This is a genomic window from Methanoregula sp. (assembly GCF_052325125.1).
Classification (GTDB): domain Archaea; phylum Halobacteriota; class Methanomicrobia; order Methanomicrobiales; family Methanospirillaceae; genus Methanoregula.
Genome location: NZ_JBKQWO010000017.1, coordinates 90,360 through 106,350, shown reverse-complemented (window position 1 = coordinate 106,350; position 15,991 = coordinate 90,360). Strand labels below are relative to the sequence as shown.

Below are 15,991 nucleotides of genomic sequence, written 5' to 3'. Positions count from 1 at the left end.
GCTCCTAGATTACTCCCATCTCGGATAACCGGGCCGGCAAATACTTCTTTGTCACAAAGTCGAGCCCCCGCGCCGCAAACGCCTGCTGTTCCGACTTGAGCCCCAGTTCGAGCTGCAGGTTGATCTGCTTCTTCCAGTACCCGGTCGCAAACCGGGGGTCGGTCAGCTCGGCATTCAGCGCTTCGACATCCTTATCAGACAGTTTGTCCGAAGGCAGGTTGTAGTCCCGGATATCGCTGGGCTGCAACCCGAGGAACTGCGCCTTCGGGGTCGCGAGCAACTCGGACATATGCGCGCTCTTTATCGCCCCGTAGGCAACGGACGCGTAGATCCGGTACGACCACGGGTCGCCATCGGTAAAGACGAGGATCGGCAGGTTCCAGGTAAAGCTTATCCGGTTGAGCAGCCTGCGCGTCGACCGGGCCGGCTGGCCCTTGAGGTGGAGGAGGATCGCGTTATGCTCCTCGTCAAACCCGTTCTCAATAAGCCGGTCGTACATACCGCCCGTTTCCATGGCGATGACAAATTTCGCATCGTGATCGACCAGCTCAAGGTTCTCAACATTGTTCGGGATAGAATACCCGGCAGATCCCACGTCGTCCTGGCAATGGATCAGCTTGAGGCCCCGCCGGGTCGGCTCCCGGATCCGCATCGGGCCATAGATGCTCGCACCGTTTTCTTCGGGCCGGAGATGGAAGCCTTCGCGCGGCACATCGGAGATGATCTCGAGATCCTCGACAAGGAAGTTGCTCTCGTCCTGCGCGCCAAATTTCGCGCGTTTCCATCCTTCAGAGATGTAATACATTTCTCTCAACGTTGAGGAACGGTTCTCGTTGAGCTGCTGCTTGACAAAACCGATCACGTAGGCCATCTTTAAGAGATGCGTCGCGCTCTTTGCCGTCGCGGCAGTACGCAGGCTCTCCTTGTCCCCGTACTTCCAGACTTCACTCGCATCGTCGTACTCGATGTTGTACTTTGTACGGGTGGGAAGCGAGATCGACGGGATATCCCCGGCCTTCATCTGGTCGTACCAGGCTGACGCAATCATCATGAGCGCCTTCATCGACCGTGCATCGAGTTCCTCTTTAGACATCGAGATCCACCACCATCTTCTTGTTGTCCTCTATCCCCCGGATATCAAGCATGCCGCCTCCTTTGCCGGTATAGGTGACACGCCACACGGTCTGCTTTTTGATCGCCATCTTCCAGACTTTCGTAAACTGCCCGTCCATCTCGGTCGAGAATGCGGGAGGCATATCGGCATCGGCCGCGTTGTCCGCAGAAATGTCGTAGACCGAGATCTCGACATCGCTCCCGGTGTAGTTGTTCGCTTCGATCGTGACCTTACCGTCCCGGGTCCATTTCTTTGCGATCAGCTTGCGCATCAGCCGGCCCTCTATTGGTGAGGTATCGACAACCGGCTTTTCCACGATCTCGCTCACCTTTGCCGCAATCTCGGGTATGACCGCGCATACCGCCCGCGCCCGGTCCTCGGCAAGCTTATTCCGGTCCCGGCGCGAGAGGAAGGTCTTGAGCTCGCGGCCGAGCTCTTGCAGGGCGAGCACGATCTCTTTTTCTATCTCCGGGATGCTCGCAATTGCATCCTTGCTCTCGCTCGTGAATGGTACGTTCGTGGACGCGACGTGGACAAGGATCAACACCGGCCCCAGCGGGAGGCCCTGCTGTGAGATGTTGTACGACTTCCAGTTGACGTTTGCCACGCACTCGGTGACCGCGCAGGCGCCCTGCTGGTACATGAGCGGGACGCGGTTCGCGAACCTGAGAATCGTTGCGTTTCCCTCGGGCGCAAGCCTGCCGCCGTACCCGATCGCCGCCTCGACCACGAACGGGTGGCCGGAGTACACCGAGCTCGGTCGTGTCCGTGCCGCAACAAAATCCATCTGGAACTCCTTGTCGAGCCCGCGCCGGATCAGGTCTTCACCGATGGGCGAGAGGCACTGGGTGGTCGGCGGGGCGGGCACGGCCACCGCCTGCATCGCGGCGAGCAGGTTTTTGAGTTCCTCCGCAGAGAGCCCTTTTACTTTTGCGGTCTGCTTAAGACCGGATTTATCGCACATCTCCTGTGCGGTCTTTTTCCCGACCCGGGAGAAACCGTTCACCAGAAAATCAACCAGTTTCTCATCGCTTGCCGCGGCCATCCGTTTGAGCTGCCCGAACTCGATGCCATGCGGGTGCGGCTGGATCGCTACCGGGCAGGCGATCACTTCCTGGCTCACACGCTCGAACGTGAACGCCTCGTCGTCCAGCTCGACCCGGAACCGGGCGTGGGGATTGACCACCGAGGTGTACCTGAGGTATTCGAGCAGCTTCTTCTTTGCCGACATCGTGCTCTTAAACTCGATCTGGACCCGGGTGCCGTGGATCCGGTCCCATTCGAAAGGCTGCCGGGAGATGATATCGGGCTCGTTTGTCTCAATCTTGATCTGGATCTCGAACTTGTGCGCCGGTTCCTTTGCCCCGGTGCGCGAGATGACGACCGTGGGAAGGCCGCTGGTCAGCTGCGCGTAGAGTACCGCGGCTGAGATCCCGATCCCCTGCTGGCCCCGGGTCTGGCGGATCTGGTGGAACCGGGAGCCGTACAACAGCTTCCCGAAGACAAAGGGGACCTGCGCGGGGACGATACCGGGGCCGTTGTCCTCGACAATGATCCGGAATATCTCGGGACCGGTCTTCCTGATGCTGATGTAAATGTCGGGAAGCACCTGCGCTTCCTCGCAGGCGTCAAGGGCGTTGTCCACGGCCTCCTTGATCGTAGTGATAACGCCCCGGGTCGGGGAATCGAATCCCAGCAGGTGTTTGTTCTTCTCGAAAAATTCCGCGACACTGATGCTGCGCTGCTGCTTGGCGAGTTCCTCAGCGAGCACCATACGCTTTCACCTCAGCGATCGCTGCGGCCGGGACAAGTGCTTTCTGTTCGCCCGAGTGAAGGTTCTTGAGCGTGACCTGTCCGGCATCGGCCTCTCGTTTGCCGATCACGACTGCAAAGTCCGCAGACTTTGACGCGTGTGCCATCTGCGCCCCAAGCCCGCGTTCCATGAGGTCCATCTCCGCCCGGATCCCTTCGGCACGGAATGCACGGGCTACGGCGAGCGCGAAGCTGCGTCCCTCGTTTGTGTATACAATCCCCGCGATGGTATCTTTTGCCGGCTGCACATCGCCAAGCGAGACCATGACACGGTCAAAACCGATGGCAAACCCACAGGAAGCGACATCGTCGCCACCGAACAGGTGCGCGAGCCGGTACGCTCCCCCTCCCACGATCTGGTTTTCCGCGCCAAGGTTCTGGGCAAAGCCTTCAAAGACCATGCCGGTGTAGTAGTCAAGCCCCCGCGCGATGCCGAAGTTGAGGGAATATAAGACGCCGGACTCGTCGAGGATACCGGTCATCTGCTCTACGCGTTCTTTTTCCGGTATTGTCCCGGCGATCTCAAATGCCTCGCCAGGCGTACGGCATTCCGCGAGCGCAGAGAGCGACCCCGCGAGATCCTCTTTTCCCATATCCGCAAGAGTGGTTTCGAGACCTTCGAAATCCTTCTTGTCAAGGTGCGCCATCACCCGGCGCTGAGCGACCATTTCGAGATCCTTTAAGAGATTTTTCATGAATGCGAGATGGCCCACCCTGAGGTCCCATGTGACGCCCGTTGCGTTGAGTGCATCGGCGGCAAGCATGATCACCTCGGCATCGGCAATCGCGGTATCGGCACCGATCAGTTCGGCGCCGAACTGCCAGAACTGCCGGTACCGCCCTTTCTGGGGGCGCTCGTACCGGAAGCAGTCAGCAAAGTAGCACCAGCGCAGGGGTTTTGGCGCGACTTTTGCCTCGTTGATGTACATCCGGATCACGGCCGCCGTGATCTCCGGGCGCAGGGCCATGCTCCGGCCGCCTTTGTCCTCAAAAACGTACATCTCCTGCATGATACCTTCACCCGACCGGAGCGTGAAGAGCTCAGTGTCTTCAAATTCAGGTGTGCATACTTCCCGGTATCCAAAGCGACGCCCGGCCTCGCGCATCTTTGCCTCGACGCTGCGCCGCGCTTCCATCTCATCGGGAAGGAAATCCCGTGTTCCGCGTGGTTTCTGGATCATGCCTGGTAAAATCCCTTATCTTGTATTCCCTGCATCAGGCATTATTTTTTGTTCGTCTGCGGGCGTTTTGCGCTGCCTGTCAGCCGCGTAAGTATGCTTTCTGATCCCGTCCAGATCTTCTCCCGCTTCATGCGTCCCTGCAGGTACAGTGCGGCAAGGATCAGGCCGAGCCCCAGCAGTTCAAACGTGTCGCCGGCGATTGTGCAGAGCAGCCCGAATGTGCCGAGGGCTCCGTACAACACGCCCCAGTACGCCGCTTTCCGGTACCCTGAAAGACCGGTTAAAAAAAAGATCCGCGCATCGCGCAGCCAGAGAAAGATCACGGCCGCCGCGCCAAAATATCCGACATAGAGCAGGTACGACATGGCAATGAACTAACTTATAATACGCCTCCCCATATCTGTATTATCACATTATGCGTGTAAACCCGGTGCTATCAGTACTCCTTGAACGGTACAAAAACGGCGAGATCGCTCTCGACGATGCCGCACAGGAAATTGAAGGACTCCGCCTGGAGCGGGTCGGGGACTTTGCCTGCCTCGATCTCGGGCGGGCCGTGCGGTGCGGGATGCCGGAGGTGGTCCTTGCCGAGGGAAAGGACCCGGAACATCTTGCGGAGATCGCCGTCCGGCACGCGGAGACGGCCGGCCGCTGCGTCGTCACGCGCGTGACCCCGGAGCAGGCGGCAGCGGTGCAGGCCCTGTGCACAGGAAAAGGAGTTAAGATGGAGTACCGTACGCAGGCTAAGGTGCTCGTTCTTTCAACCAGCGCCGCACCGGAACCAACCGGCGGAGTTATTGCAGTCATCACCGCAGGGACTTCGGATATACGCGTCGCGGAGGAAGCAAAAGTCATCGCTGAAGAGATGGGCTGCGTAGTCAGGACCGCGTATGACGTGGGAGCGGCCGGCATCCACCGCCTGTTCCCGGCGCTCAGGCCGCTTCTCGATGCCGATGTCTTTGTTGTCTGCGCGGGACGCGAGGGCACGCTGCCTGCCGTGGTCGCCGGTCTCGTGGACAAACCGGTTCTCGGCGTTCCGGTCAGCACTGGTTATGGATATATGGGGGAGGGGCGGGCGGCCCTTGCAAGCATGCTCCAGTCGTGCTCGGTCATTGCCGTCGTCAATATCGATGCAGGATTTACGGCCGGGGCCTTTGCCGCCCGGATCGCTAACTCGGGGGGAAAATCGTGAAACGGGGTTTTTATGTCGGCAGGTTCCAGCCATACCACAACGGGCACCAGGCCGTCCTTGAAGAGCTTTCACAGACGTGCGACGAGATCATCATTGGTGTCGGGAGCGCGCAGCTCTCCCATGCGACCGAGAACCCGTATACTGCGGGCGAGCGCGTGCTGATGATCACCCGGGCACTCACTTCCCTCCGGTGTCCGTATTATGTAATCCCCATCGAGGATGTTCAGCGCAATGCACTCTGGGCGGCGCATGTGATGTCGATGACGCCGCCGTTTGACACCTGCTACTCGTCGAACCCGCTCGTGGTCCGGCTGTTCCATGAAGCCGGGATGGAGGTGCAGTCCCCTGCCATGTACGAGCGCGACCGGCACAGCGGCACGGAGATCCGGCGCCGCATGCTTGGCGGCGATCCATGGGAACACCTTGTCCCGCCTGCTGTCGTGACCGTGATCCGCGAGATTGACGGGGTAGAGAGGCTTCGCCAGATCGCCCGCGATGACCAGTGATAATGAACTCTTCGATCATGACCCGATGATTAAGATGCATGCTATTCCTGCAATTCTGTAGTTCCGGAGTGCTCCATGCTGAAATTTTTAAAATCGCTTCTGGGCCCTGCGCCCGACAAAAAGATAACCCTGACCTTTGAGGAGGTTCCCTCATGGCTGGATGAGCAGGAGAAGGCGGCGCGCGAAACCCTCCATGATGAGGTGGAGGAACCGATGGGGGATATCCGGAATGCAACTGCGAACCTCCAGCTGATGGTCAATAACCTCAAAGATGCCGATCAGGATCCCGATACTCACCCGAAGATCAAAAGCATAGCAAAAAATTCCCTGCCCCTCTTCATCAGGGCAATGAATGCATCGCTTGCAAAGGAACTCCCCGGCGAGCCGGAAGCGTTTTACACCGTTGCGGTCGAATGCGTCAAAGGCTGCCTGAATGCAATCCGCGGCCAGGGGCGTTACCTGATGGTCGCCTTCCCGGAGGAGATGAAGGTAACGAAGACCGGCATCGACGAGATCGGCCGCGAGATCAACGTGATGACAAAGGCTATCGGCCGGTTCAAGGAAAAATCCGCCCGTACCGGGGCAGCACGCACTGCATATACCGCGCTGAGCGACGCCCGCAGGGATCTGGAACGATCGGTCGGAAAAGAGGAACGGATCAAAGCGCGTATCGCGGAGATCACCGGGCGCCTGGACATCATCTCCGCGGAGACTGCCCGCCTCTCGGCAGATCCGTCCTTACAACTGCTCGATGCAGAGCGTGGCCGGTGTGCAGACCTGATCCGGCAGCGGGACGATCACCTGCGGCACTATGCGTCTCTTTCCATGACAGCTTCCCATGTCTTCAGGAAAGCAGAAAAGATCGCCACCCGCAAACACCTGTCAAAAGAACTGCATATCCTCAAAGATGCCATGGATATCCTGTCCGATCATGAAGTTGCCAGTGCAGAACCGGTTGCCTGCGCACTTGGTGCAGCGTGTCCCGTGGTGGAGAAAATGATCGACGAGGGCGACATTACCCTCAAAAACAAGGAAGAGCGTGCGGTCTTTTCCGACAGCCGGAAATTCTGTGACGAGGTGAGTGGGGTATGTCGCCGGCACCGCGAGCTTGAAGTCAGGTGCCGCGAAGCGGAGGAAGGACTCGTGAGCCATCCGGTCCTTTCACAGCTGCGATCGCTGGAGCGCGAGAAAGAGCAGCTGAAGACCATGCAGGTTCATGAAGAAGAGGAACACCGGGAACTCATGGCCTGGAGAACAAAAATCCTGGCGTCGGCTCCGCTCTTACAAGAGGAACTGGCAAAAAAAATAAAAGAGATGACAGGGGAGACGGTGCAACTACAGATGGAAGAACCGGTGCGAGGGTAAAGCGCCGGTATGATCCTCTGCGATTGTTCGTTTTTCTCTTTTTATGTGAACAAGTCTTCGACATCCTCAATGATGGATTCAGGAAGTCCTCTTAATGTCATCGCCGATCTTCCAACGTGGGTTGCCGACACCCGATGGATGCTGGACCGGTGTCCAGCTCTCGTGGCGGGAAATCCCGACATTTTCCCTCACTTAAAATCCTCCGTTTCGGCAAAATCCCCAAGTTCGCACTGGTTGGGCGGGAAGGCGTCCGACCATCCATAGCATTCGTGGAGCATTTGTGCGATGACATCGCTGAAGGTCATGTTGCCACGCTTGAGCGCGAGCAAAGCCTCATACACCTCGGGATCAATCCGTATAGATCGCCCCTCGCCTGCACGAGGCATAATTACCACTCTGTGGTAACCCCATATAAATTTATCCTAAAAATCGCAGCCTGATTTTTTCAAATAATCTTTAGAAAATGCTAAAAAAACCAGTGTTCTGGTCGCACAACGGGGCCCGCGCCAAATTATCCGGCATATCTCCAGGGAATTATGGGGTGTCAACGCACCGGGTTTCAGCGGCAACCCGGAGATAGGTGAAGGTTGTGCGATCAGCATAGGCAAATTCCGGCATCTTTCCATGACAGCCGCCCAGCCTGAAAAGTGTCGGCATATCCAGCGGAATGCGTGCCACTTCGATCTCCTCTCCGGGAAACAGGATGTCCTTCTCCCGTACAAACCGGAGGGCGTGCTCCCGGATCCCATCCATGGTTTTACGGCAGCAGATATGGGTATGCTGGTGCCCGCAGACCATATGGGCAAGGCCGCGTTTTTCGAGTGCGTCAAACGCCATCGGTGCAGTGTAATGGTACCCGGTAAAGGAGTCGCCTGCAGTATGGGACAGCCGCTGCCAGCACTTGAGACGGAGTGTCTGGGTGCCGAGATCGAGCGGTCCCCCGTGGACGAAGAGCACCGGGCCATCCACCCACTCCATCGGCATATCAGAAAAAATGTCAAGAAGCGGAGAACCGCGCAGCTGTTCGTGCCGGTAGGTACTCATCTCGTCACTTCCCGAGACCGGGACACTGTTGAGGAATGCATGATCGTGATTGCCGACTACAGATACCAGCCGGAACTCCTTTGCAAGATCATGGATGAGCGCAAGAGTTGGTTGTGGACAGTTGCCCCGGTGCAGGAGATCCCCGAGGTTGACGAGGGTATCAACCGGGCCGAAGCGGGTGGGAAATAACGGGTTACGGATATACGCTGCGAGGAGGCCGAGGGCGTCAGCATCGGCGTGAACATCGGAAAAAATGACAGTGCCCATAATTCAGTGAATGGATATTGATCGTTTATTCTCATATAAACCCGTGATGCCCCGGGTTAGATCCATGTGCATTTGGGAAAAAGTCAGAAGGATATGTTCATGTCCGATTTCCGCACATGTACTATTCATCAGATTAAAGCCCACCGGTGCGCCTCGCGCATACCTGTTCCAAGGAGATACCCATGGAGAAATTCCTCAAAGATTACATTGAACGGATGAGGCCGGTCTTTGGCCGGTTACCGGAAAAGACCGCACACGTTATTGCATCGGCATTTTTCTCGTTCAAGTTCGAGTTATACCCGAAAACCACCCGTGAATGTTCGACGGCCCTGTCGCAATTACCGGAGGGTAACGGGAACGATGCCCTGAAAAAAGCGCTTACGATTGCAGATGCTTATGCAAAGGCGTTTGAGAACGCGCAGGTCAGGCCGGACGTGGTGCCCGCGTTTACCGACGCCGAGCAGGCATTCCTTGCCGTAAATCTCTCTCCTGAACTGAATGAAGACCCCTCCACGCTCGAACTTGACAACTCCCTTCTCCTGCTCTATGCGGTAGCGGTGATCGCTTCTCCTGATGATGAACAGGCGCTGGATGAACACCGGAAGTATGTCATAAAAATGCTTGACACCTATAAGCGGGCGCTGGGTATTCCATAAATATGATGGAGGGATGTCCCCGCGGCGGATCAATGATCCCTTCATCAGTGCGAAAAAATTTTCTTGCCCCCCGTGCCCCGGAGGAACCCTGAGGCGAATGAACCCCTCACACTTTTTTACCGGTTTTCAGAAATCCGGTGTGAAATCAGCCGGATTATCAGTTCTTCCCAAGAAACCCAAAATAAAAAAAGGGTAAAGTGCCAATCTGGCCCCTAACCTCTGGTTCTGACAATCGTCCGCCCCCCCTTCGCGCCAGCCCTGCCCCCGTGGGGGGCGGGGGCGCATGCGATTCCTCTGTATTACCTAAAATCCGGTCCAGGTAATACCGTACTATCGCAACCGGGGCGCCATAGCGGCGGGGCGAAGCCCCTGGAGCGTCAGTGTTTTCCGGTCATTGACAGATGTACTTTTTCACCTTACATTTCAGGCCTGCAGATTTTCTTATTTTTTCCATCGTAAATCCATCCTGGATTCAGGGGCTCAAAATAGTACATTACCCTAGAAAAAATAGTTACGATCCTATAGACTTACGGTGCAGGGAAAATTGCGTTATGAGCCTGATATATCCCGTAAGCACCAGGCATAATTCTCAATTACATCTCTCAAATGAAAAAAAGTTACAGGCTGTCCAGGCTGACCGCATTGAAATCCTGCGCCACATCCCTGATATCCTTGACGCCAAACGCTGTCTGCACGGTGGCGAGCTCAAGATCGTTTGCCGCATCGCAGACATAATCGAGGATATCGATTGAAAGTTCCTTTTTGATCTTGCTCTTTTTGAGCTGGTCAAGCAGGGATGCCATCTTTTCCGGGGGCTCCATGCGGAGCTTCGCAAGGCTCATGACGCACATGTAGATGCGTGTCAGGTTCCTGTCGGTTCCGGTAATGGTGTCGAAGAAGTTCCGGATCACCTGTGCCTGGTATATTTCTCCACCCATGGATTCACCTCCTGTACCTGCTTGTGGGTATTTTCCCTATACACAGCGTCATATTATAAGGTTTGTGGTAAAAGGGGCCGAATCTGGGCCAAAATTGCGAAAAAAGGATGATTTACGGGCAGGAGCGGCGCCAACGTCTGACAGGGGGATGACGGGCGTCACACAACGCCCTCCCATGCTGCCTACTTCGCCGCACTTACGATCTTGATAATGTCCCCATTCTTAAGGACATGGTTTTCCTTGATCCGCATCTTGGTGCGGGCATCGATGGCATACAGGAACCCCTTGCCGATATCGGTGTGCACCTGGAACGCAAGATCGTGCGGGGTCGAGCCCTGCTTCATCAGGAATGCATCCGGCAGCACATCGCCCTGCTTGTTGCAGAACTTGTTCTCGTCTTCCACCGGGTACACGACAATCCGGTCGAGCAGTTCGAAGACCGCACGGTTTATGGCGTCCTGGACGCCGGTCCCGTTGTTCTTTTTCATGACCTCTGCAATTTTTACAAGACCTGCTTTCTGGGGCGCTGAAAGCGTGACCCCGTCAGCGACTTTGAACTCCTTGTCGCCCGGCAGGTATGTTATCACTTTCGCGGCCGCGGCATTCCTCAACGCAAGTTCCGATGCAGCGCTGGCAAACGCAACGTTCTGTGCGGCAAGTTTCTCCCGCAGGGCTTCAGGAGTCTCGTCGATCTTGTTCCCGACAACAAGCATCGGCTTTGAGATCTTTACTATTTCGGCACAGAACGGCACAAGGTCTTCCATCGGGGCATGGACGAGATCGAGTTTGAGCAGCAACTCCACCTCACGCACTTCATCAGGTGTTATCCCGAGGCCCGTGAAGACCTCGGCGATTCCCTGGTGGATGGAGAACGACTTAACCGATGCCTGGCGGGAGAGGCGGGACCAGTGCTTGTCGAGGATCCCGTAGACCCACATTGTCATTTCGTAGGTAAGGAACTTCACATCCTCTGCCGGGTCGTGGTTTCCTGCCCCTACAGGGTTGCCTTCGCTGTCAGTTCCGCCACTTGCATCGACTACGTGGAGAATGGCGTCAGCCTGCCGGAGGTTGTCAAGGAACTGGTTCCCGAGGCCCTTGCCCTTGTGTGCATCGGGAACAAGCCCTGCTACATCGATGAGGTTGACAGCAACGAACCGGACCCCGTCAACGCAGTGGCCGCAGGTGAGATTAAGGCCGTGGCAGGGGCAGGTCGTCCGCACGTAAGCGACGCCGAAATTGGGGTTGACAGTCGTAAATGGGTAGTTGGCGATCTCTGCATTCGCCATGGTGGCCGCCTTGAAAAAGGTCGACTTTCCGCAGTTTGGTTTACCTGCAAGCGCGAGGGTGATCATGGTATTTTCCTCATTTTTTGATTTTTTGGTATCTGCGGATGGCTGTACCGGATCCGTCAGGTTGATCTGAAATTGTCGTAACTAAAATCTGACAAAGTTTTTCATGGCTGCTTATTAAAAGGTACTTATGTCCTTTATCGCAAAAACCTGCTACTATTTCGATAAACCGGGCCCGGTAAACACAAAGGATGCAGCACACTTCGCCATCGAACGGGCGAAGGAACTCCGGCTCAAGACTATCATTGTCGCAAGCAGTTCGGGGGGGACCGCGCAGGTCTTCTTTGACGCAATGAAGGGTACCGGCCTCTCCCTTGTGGTCGTTACCCACGTGATGGGATTTGCAAAAGCCGGCGAGTGGGAGTTTTCGGAGCAAACTGCACAGGTCCTCCGGAACCAGGGCGCGAAGATCGTAACCGGTACCCATGCGCTCTCCGGTCTCGAACGTGCCCTTTCAAAATCCCCGAAAGTAGGCGGAGCATCCCGGACCGAGGCGATTGCCGAAGCACTCCGCCGCGTAATCGCGGTCGGCCTCAAGGTCGCGGTTGAATGCGTGCTTATCGCCGCCGACCAGGGCGCAGTCGGGATTGACGAAGAGGTTATTGCGGTCGGCGGGACGGCGAGCGGTGCAGATACCGTCTGCGTTATCCGCCCGGCCTACACGGCCAGCTTCTTTGATCTCCAGGTACGGGAAATCGTAGCCATGCCCCGGGTCAGGTGATCATGGTCCTTAAGGAATTGCAGGAAGCTCTCCGCGCCATCGGGCAGGTACCGGTACTCTGGATTCCCGGTATTGTCGCGGGGGCGCTTTGCGCGGTACTCTGGATCCTGTTAAACCTCACCGGTTCCTTCTTTACCGGCCGGCTCGTGCTTATCTCCGGTCTCGTGATGGTACTCTTTGTTGCCGGCACATTCGGTCTCATAAGGAAAAACGAGACCGGCGCTGTCACGATGGTGCGCGAGGGGGTGCATTACTACTTCCGGGTGCTGCTTCCCTGGCTTGTGATCCTCTTCGTGTTCGTGCTCGTCTTTGTTACGATCACGATCATAACAATGCTTTCCACAGGAGGTTCTTTTGACTACGAGGCCATGGGACTGCTTGCCGTTGTTGTCATGATCCCCACATTGTTTTTGACATTTTTCTGCGATACGGCCGCAGTCTTCGAGGACCTCCGGGTCTTTGTATCCCTCCGTCGCAGCATTGCTGTTGTTTCCGGCCATGCACGGGAGGTGCTGGGCTTTTTTGTTGTCTGCTTCGTGCTCTCCTTTGCCGACCTGTTCGTGTTCGCCCTCATCTGGGAGGGTCTTCTCTTTGACAAACTCGCGCCGCTTGCCAGCTACAACCAGACCCAGTTTGCTGCCATTACCCCGCAGCAGCTGGTAACCCTTATCGGCCCGGACGGGATGTGGGTTACTGCCGGGGTCATCTTTCTCGGGGTCGTACTTCTCGTGCCGCTCCTGCTTGCATACAAGGCCTGTTTCTACCGGGGCCTGATCGGGAGACCGGCAGCGACTATCCAGCAGATGGCCGGGGAGTTCGACAGCAAGGGTCGCTGGTATAAGTACTGATGCAGGAACTGCGGGGGAGCCCGGGCACCGGGGGGAGTTTTTCGTATCCGCGGAACCCTTAGGGGAAAGACTGTAAATAGCTTGGGATGGATATCGTCCCCTGAACGAAGTATCCGGTCAATAGTTTTCCCCTTGGCCAGACCGGCGGATGACGATTATGGCAGTGCGAAAATTTTTCAGATTTCCCGGCGTTTGTACAGGAACTACCAGATACCGGGTAGTACCGGTTTTTGGCCTTTTTTTCCTGATCCTCCTTCTTGTTCCTGCTGTTGTGGCCACCCCGCCAACCTTCACCGGCATAGTACCGGCATCCGGTTCCACGGCCGGAGGCACCAGTGTGATCATCACCGGGACAGCCTTTACCGGCGCAACCGGAGTAACCTTTGGTGGCATCCCGGCAGCCGATGTCACGGTTGTCGATGATACTTCAATTGCTGCGACCACCCCGGCATATGCATCGGCCGGACGCGTTAACGTCGTCATCACGACACCCAACGGTACGGTCACCGCGTTTGGAGCATACGCCATCTACCCGGCCCCGGCCGCACCGCTCCCGGCAAACAACCCGGGTATCGTGGCGCCGATCGCATCGCGGAGCTACACGATGGGCTTTCCGGGCCTTTCCTATAATGTTACCGGGAATAACACGCTCGTTATTAACAAAAGCGCTGCACAGGCAGCCGGTGCAACCGTAACAATGTACCCGGACCGCGTTGAAGTCTACCAGCACAACCCGTCAGGAATACTCATCACCTTCTGGGGCAACGATTTCACGGGCGATGAGGGAAATCTCACCGGCCCGGTCTCACATGCCGTGTTCCTGACCGACCCGCTGAATGCCACACTGGCGTCCGGCAATGTTACCGGGTCAGTTCAGGCAACCCTGCCTGCTCTCACCCGGCCGGTCTCTATCGGCGTTGCCATCCCGGGAAACCTGAGCACGGATACTCTTTACCGGTTCGAAAAGATTTTTGCCAGTAACTATCTCCAGATAAACGGTGTTGCCTATACAATCAGCGTGAAAAAAGTCAATCTTGCCAACGCCCCGGCGAACATAACCTTCACCATCCCTGCATCCTGGGTGGACCAGCGCGGCGGGAACGAGGCAGTGAGGATCACCCGCATCAGCGATGAGACCGGTATGCCGGAAATGATTAACACGACGTATGAAGGTCTTGACGCCCAGGGAAATATGATCTTTTGCGGGGACTCGCCCGGCGGCACGTCACTGTTCGGCCTGCTCACGTTGATTCACCCCTTTGCGGTAAATGCCCATCACCACTTTTTCTCGTACCGTTTCTGACAAGCACACTATGTTCTCTCCCCGGGCCGCCGCAGAACGTTCAAGGGTTTGGCAAAAACATGCCCTTTGGGAAAGAACGAGTCATGATATCGGGTAATTTCAACAGACCCCGACCGGGTGAGATATAGTTGGATGTTGAAGTGAAAGAAAACCCTGTTTTGGGGATATTTCCTGATAACGGACTCACGTATGTGCGACGGGGGCGGCGGTATCCGGCGATGCACCAGAGAGAATGTCCGAATAAAATAAGGAATACGAGCAGAGCCGGTTGTTGCATCACTGCTGTCCGGCTTTTCAAGGTATGCTGCAGGTGCTTTCCATCGGTGTCCTGACGATCCTGCGATCCGTTTTTCAGGTCCGTCTTGTGAAAAACTGTTCCCGTCCTGCCACACTACCACACCACGCCGTGTACCATAAACGCCCAGTACAGCGCGACTGCAAAGACCCCTCCTCCCAGCGTCGCAAGGAAATTAGTTCCCGCGTTGCCCAGGAATCCTTTGTTCTCCAGAAGCGCGCCGACAAGACTGTCGAGGTTGGTGCCGACAAATCCCGTGATCGTGCAGATGACCAGCATCCACGGCGAAATGACCTGTAACCCCAGTGCGACAAGCGACACGACAAAACTTCCGCCCAGAGCCACCAGTTCGCCTGTCATCGTGACACCGCCGTTCGTCCCTATCGGCACTTTGCGCAGCGTCGTGATCATGTAGGGAATTCCGCCGGTCACGCCGATCTCGCTTGCCATCGTATCGGCAGCCGCTGTGGCTACGCACCCGACATACATCACGATAAAGACCGGCTGGACAAACACGCCATAGAGGATTGCTGCCGCGCACGCGACAATCCCGTTCGCAAAGACATTCCTGTACCCCCGCGCCCCGCTTTTTCCCTGCTCGACGCCGATCCGTTTCTTGTACTCGAACTTGTAGCGGGTGCAGACCGAGCCGAGGATAAAGAACGCAAGCATGACCAGGAACCACGTGGCATCGGCAAAGACAAGGAGGATGATACCGACAAGCGCCGTCGAGAAGAGTCCCGAGAGATCGGCGGTCTTGAACCGGTATGCGAAATACCCGAAGACAAAGGCGATGAAGACCGCGATGATAACAATCTCGATATTCGCGGTATAATTGAGTTCCTTTATCAGGTACATCGTCATTGCGATACCGATCCCTTCTAGAACCAGCGAATCCTCGAATTTCAGGAGGATTACTTTCAGGAGCACCGCGGCGATGATACCAAAGATCACCATCAGGAGCGCGTGTTCATGGAGGTACACCATGACAAGCATCCCCGCCCATGCCGTCGAGATGACGTAGTAAAAGTAGGTGTTGAGATCATCGGTTCCCGACTGGAAGACCAGCTCGCCAAGGGACATCATTGCGAGTGTCGCTGCAAGGACCACGAACGGGAGGAGATTGACGGCATAGAGGGCAGAAAGGATGCAGAATACGTAAGCCAGGTACTTCGTGTCGAAGAAACGCCAGAGGATAAGGGAGAACAGGATAATGACAAGCGCCATCAGCCATTGGGGCTGTATATACGGGCCGGCAAGGATGGCACCCCCGGCGAGCGCTGCTACGTACCCCAGTCCCCGCTGTTTTGCCATTATTCAGACATTTGTTTTCAGATGTCAAGAGTCTTGTCGTTTTTTTCGTTTGCGTCGTCCCGGTTTTTCCCGGGCTGTTTTCGAAT

16 protein-coding genes are annotated in these 15,991 nt (G+C 56.3%); 7 read left to right on the top strand and 9 right to left on the bottom strand.

What is annotated here, in order from left to right:
* Positions 1 to 4: 4 nt before the first annotated feature.
* Genes ACLQMU_RS04420 through ACLQMU_RS04405 form a run of 4 tightly spaced genes read right to left on the bottom strand, consistent with a single transcriptional unit; the run spans position 5 to position 4,472 of the window.
* Positions 5 to 1,093: a DNA topoisomerase IV subunit A gene (locus ACLQMU_RS04420; protein ID WP_443673564.1), complete on the bottom strand. Its 1,089-nt coding sequence runs from the start codon at positions 1,091 to 1,093 to the stop codon at positions 5 to 7.
* Positions 1,086 to 2,888, bottom strand: a complete 1,803-nt coding sequence (locus tag ACLQMU_RS04415; RefSeq protein WP_422148949.1) for a DNA topoisomerase VI subunit B — start codon at positions 2,886 to 2,888, stop codon at positions 1,086 to 1,088. Before ACLQMU_RS04415 ends, ACLQMU_RS04420 begins: the two co-directional genes overlap by 8 nt.
* Positions 2,875 to 4,107: a histidine--tRNA ligase gene (gene hisS / locus ACLQMU_RS04410; RefSeq protein ID WP_424039695.1), complete on the bottom strand. Its 1,233-nt coding sequence runs from the start codon at positions 4,105 to 4,107 to the stop codon at positions 2,875 to 2,877. The genes ACLQMU_RS04415 and hisS overlap by 14 nt, the downstream gene beginning before the upstream one ends.
* Positions 4,108 to 4,148: 41 nt before the next feature.
* Positions 4,149 to 4,472: an ABC transporter permease gene (locus ACLQMU_RS04405; RefSeq protein ID WP_424039696.1), complete on the bottom strand. Its 324-nt coding sequence runs from the start codon at positions 4,470 to 4,472 to the stop codon at positions 4,149 to 4,151.
* 50 nt (positions 4,473 to 4,522) lie between these two features.
* On the opposite strand from ACLQMU_RS04405, the gene larB reads away from it, so the two are divergent.
* The 3 genes from larB to ACLQMU_RS04390 all read left to right on the top strand — a co-directional run bounded on the left by larB (position 4,523) and on the right by ACLQMU_RS04390 (position 7,170).
* A complete protein-coding gene (gene larB, locus ACLQMU_RS04400; RefSeq protein ID WP_422148946.1) occupies positions 4,523 to 5,299 on the top strand; it encodes a nickel pincer cofactor biosynthesis protein LarB in 777 nt (258 codons plus the stop codon).
* On the top strand, positions 5,296 to 5,805 hold the full coding sequence (locus ACLQMU_RS04395) for a nicotinamide-nucleotide adenylyltransferase (protein WP_422148945.1): 510 nt from the start codon (positions 5,296 to 5,298) through the stop codon (positions 5,803 to 5,805). The genes larB and ACLQMU_RS04395 overlap by 4 nt, the downstream gene beginning before the upstream one ends.
* A gap of 75 nt (positions 5,806 to 5,880) precedes the next feature.
* The gene (locus ACLQMU_RS04390; protein ID WP_422148944.1) at positions 5,881 to 7,170 is read left to right on the top strand and encodes a hypothetical protein; all 1,290 of its coding nucleotides are present in this window, start codon (positions 5,881 to 5,883) and stop codon (positions 7,168 to 7,170) included.
* A 188-nt stretch (positions 7,171 to 7,358) separates the two neighbouring features.
* On the opposite strand, the gene ACLQMU_RS04385 is transcribed toward ACLQMU_RS04390, so the two are convergent.
* The gene (locus ACLQMU_RS04385) at positions 7,359 to 7,556 is read right to left on the bottom strand and encodes an antitoxin VapB family protein (protein ID WP_422148943.1); all 198 of its coding nucleotides are present in this window, start codon (positions 7,554 to 7,556) and stop codon (positions 7,359 to 7,361) included.
* Between the two features lie 148 nt (positions 7,557 to 7,704).
* On the bottom strand, positions 7,705 to 8,481 hold the full coding sequence (locus ACLQMU_RS04380; protein ID WP_424039699.1) for a metallophosphoesterase family protein: 777 nt from the start codon (positions 8,479 to 8,481) through the stop codon (positions 7,705 to 7,707).
* Between the two features lie 182 nt (positions 8,482 to 8,663).
* Between ACLQMU_RS04380 and ACLQMU_RS04375 the strand changes: the two genes are divergently transcribed.
* Positions 8,664 to 9,137 carry a hypothetical protein gene (locus tag ACLQMU_RS04375; protein WP_422149926.1) on the top strand — a complete coding sequence of 158 codons (474 nt, stop codon included), beginning with the start codon at positions 8,664 to 8,666 and terminating at the stop codon, positions 9,135 to 9,137.
* Between the two features lie 617 nt (positions 9,138 to 9,754).
* On the opposite strand, the gene ACLQMU_RS04370 is transcribed toward ACLQMU_RS04375, so the two are convergent.
* A complete protein-coding gene (locus tag ACLQMU_RS04370; RefSeq protein WP_422149927.1) occupies positions 9,755 to 10,075 on the bottom strand; it encodes a hypothetical protein in 321 nt (106 codons plus the stop codon).
* Positions 10,076 to 10,257: 182 nt separating this feature from the next.
* On the bottom strand, positions 10,258 to 11,427 hold the full coding sequence (locus ACLQMU_RS04365) for a redox-regulated ATPase YchF (protein ID WP_424039702.1): 1,170 nt from the start codon (positions 11,425 to 11,427) through the stop codon (positions 10,258 to 10,260).
* A 127-nt stretch (positions 11,428 to 11,554) separates the two neighbouring features.
* On the opposite strand from ACLQMU_RS04365, the gene ACLQMU_RS04360 reads away from it, so the two are divergent.
* The 3 genes from ACLQMU_RS04360 to ACLQMU_RS04350 all read left to right on the top strand — a co-directional run bounded on the left by ACLQMU_RS04360 (position 11,555) and on the right by ACLQMU_RS04350 (position 14,296).
* A complete protein-coding gene (locus ACLQMU_RS04360; RefSeq protein ID WP_424039704.1) occupies positions 11,555 to 12,145 on the top strand; it encodes a pyruvate kinase alpha/beta domain-containing protein in 591 nt (196 codons plus the stop codon).
* Between the two features lie 2 nt (positions 12,146 to 12,147).
* The gene (locus ACLQMU_RS04355; RefSeq protein WP_424039705.1) at positions 12,148 to 12,993 is read left to right on the top strand and encodes a DUF7847 domain-containing protein; all 846 of its coding nucleotides are present in this window, start codon (positions 12,148 to 12,150) and stop codon (positions 12,991 to 12,993) included.
* 157 nt (positions 12,994 to 13,150) lie between these two features.
* Positions 13,151 to 14,296: an IPT/TIG domain-containing protein gene (locus tag ACLQMU_RS04350; RefSeq protein ID WP_424039707.1), complete on the top strand. Its 1,146-nt coding sequence runs from the start codon at positions 13,151 to 13,153 to the stop codon at positions 14,294 to 14,296.
* Between the two features lie 391 nt (positions 14,297 to 14,687).
* Here ACLQMU_RS04350 and ACLQMU_RS04345 read toward each other — a convergent pair whose 3' ends face one another.
* On the bottom strand, positions 14,688 to 15,905 hold the full coding sequence (locus ACLQMU_RS04345; RefSeq protein WP_422149932.1) for a TIGR00297 family protein: 1,218 nt from the start codon (positions 15,903 to 15,905) through the stop codon (positions 14,688 to 14,690).
* Positions 15,906 to 15,991: the final 86 nt, after the last annotated feature.

What these genes read in the sequence shown, in the direction of transcription:
- ACLQMU_RS04420 (WP_443673564.1), bottom strand. Translation starts at nt 1,093, where the DNA reads ATGTCTAAAGAGGAACTCGATGCACGGTCGATGAAGGCGCTCATGATG.
- ACLQMU_RS04380 (WP_424039699.1), bottom strand. Translation starts at nt 8,481, where the DNA reads ATGGGCACTGTCATTTTTTCCGATGTTCACGCCGATGCTGACGCCCTC.
- ACLQMU_RS04355 (WP_424039705.1), top strand. Translation starts at nt 12,148, where the DNA reads ATGGTCCTTAAGGAATTGCAGGAAGCTCTCCGCGCCATCGGGCAGGTA.
- ACLQMU_RS04415 (WP_422148949.1), bottom strand. Translation starts at nt 2,888, where the DNA reads ATGGTGCTCGCTGAGGAACTCGCCAAGCAGCAGCGCAGCATCAGTGTC.
- ACLQMU_RS04390 (WP_422148944.1), top strand. Translation starts at nt 5,881, where the DNA reads ATGCTGAAATTTTTAAAATCGCTTCTGGGCCCTGCGCCCGACAAAAAG.
- hisS (WP_424039695.1), bottom strand. Translation starts at nt 4,107, where the DNA reads ATGATCCAGAAACCACGCGGAACACGGGATTTCCTTCCCGATGAGATG.
- ACLQMU_RS04350 (WP_424039707.1), top strand. Translation starts at nt 13,151, where the DNA reads ATGGCAGTGCGAAAATTTTTCAGATTTCCCGGCGTTTGTACAGGAACT.
- ACLQMU_RS04385 (WP_422148943.1), bottom strand. Translation starts at nt 7,556, where the DNA reads ATGCCTCGTGCAGGCGAGGGGCGATCTATACGGATTGATCCCGAGGTG.
- ACLQMU_RS04365 (WP_424039702.1), bottom strand. Translation starts at nt 11,427, where the DNA reads ATGATCACCCTCGCGCTTGCAGGTAAACCAAACTGCGGAAAGTCGACC.
- ACLQMU_RS04360 (WP_424039704.1), top strand. Translation starts at nt 11,555, where the DNA reads ATGTCCTTTATCGCAAAAACCTGCTACTATTTCGATAAACCGGGCCCG.
- ACLQMU_RS04375 (WP_422149926.1), top strand. Translation starts at nt 8,664, where the DNA reads ATGGAGAAATTCCTCAAAGATTACATTGAACGGATGAGGCCGGTCTTT.
- ACLQMU_RS04345 (WP_422149932.1), bottom strand. Translation starts at nt 15,905, where the DNA reads ATGGCAAAACAGCGGGGACTGGGGTACGTAGCAGCGCTCGCCGGGGGT.
- ACLQMU_RS04405 (WP_424039696.1), bottom strand. Translation starts at nt 4,472, where the DNA reads ATGTCGTACCTGCTCTATGTCGGATATTTTGGCGCGGCGGCCGTGATC.
- larB (WP_422148946.1), top strand. Translation starts at nt 4,523, where the DNA reads ATGCGTGTAAACCCGGTGCTATCAGTACTCCTTGAACGGTACAAAAAC.
- ACLQMU_RS04370 (WP_422149927.1), bottom strand. Translation starts at nt 10,075, where the DNA reads ATGGGTGGAGAAATATACCAGGCACAGGTGATCCGGAACTTCTTCGAC.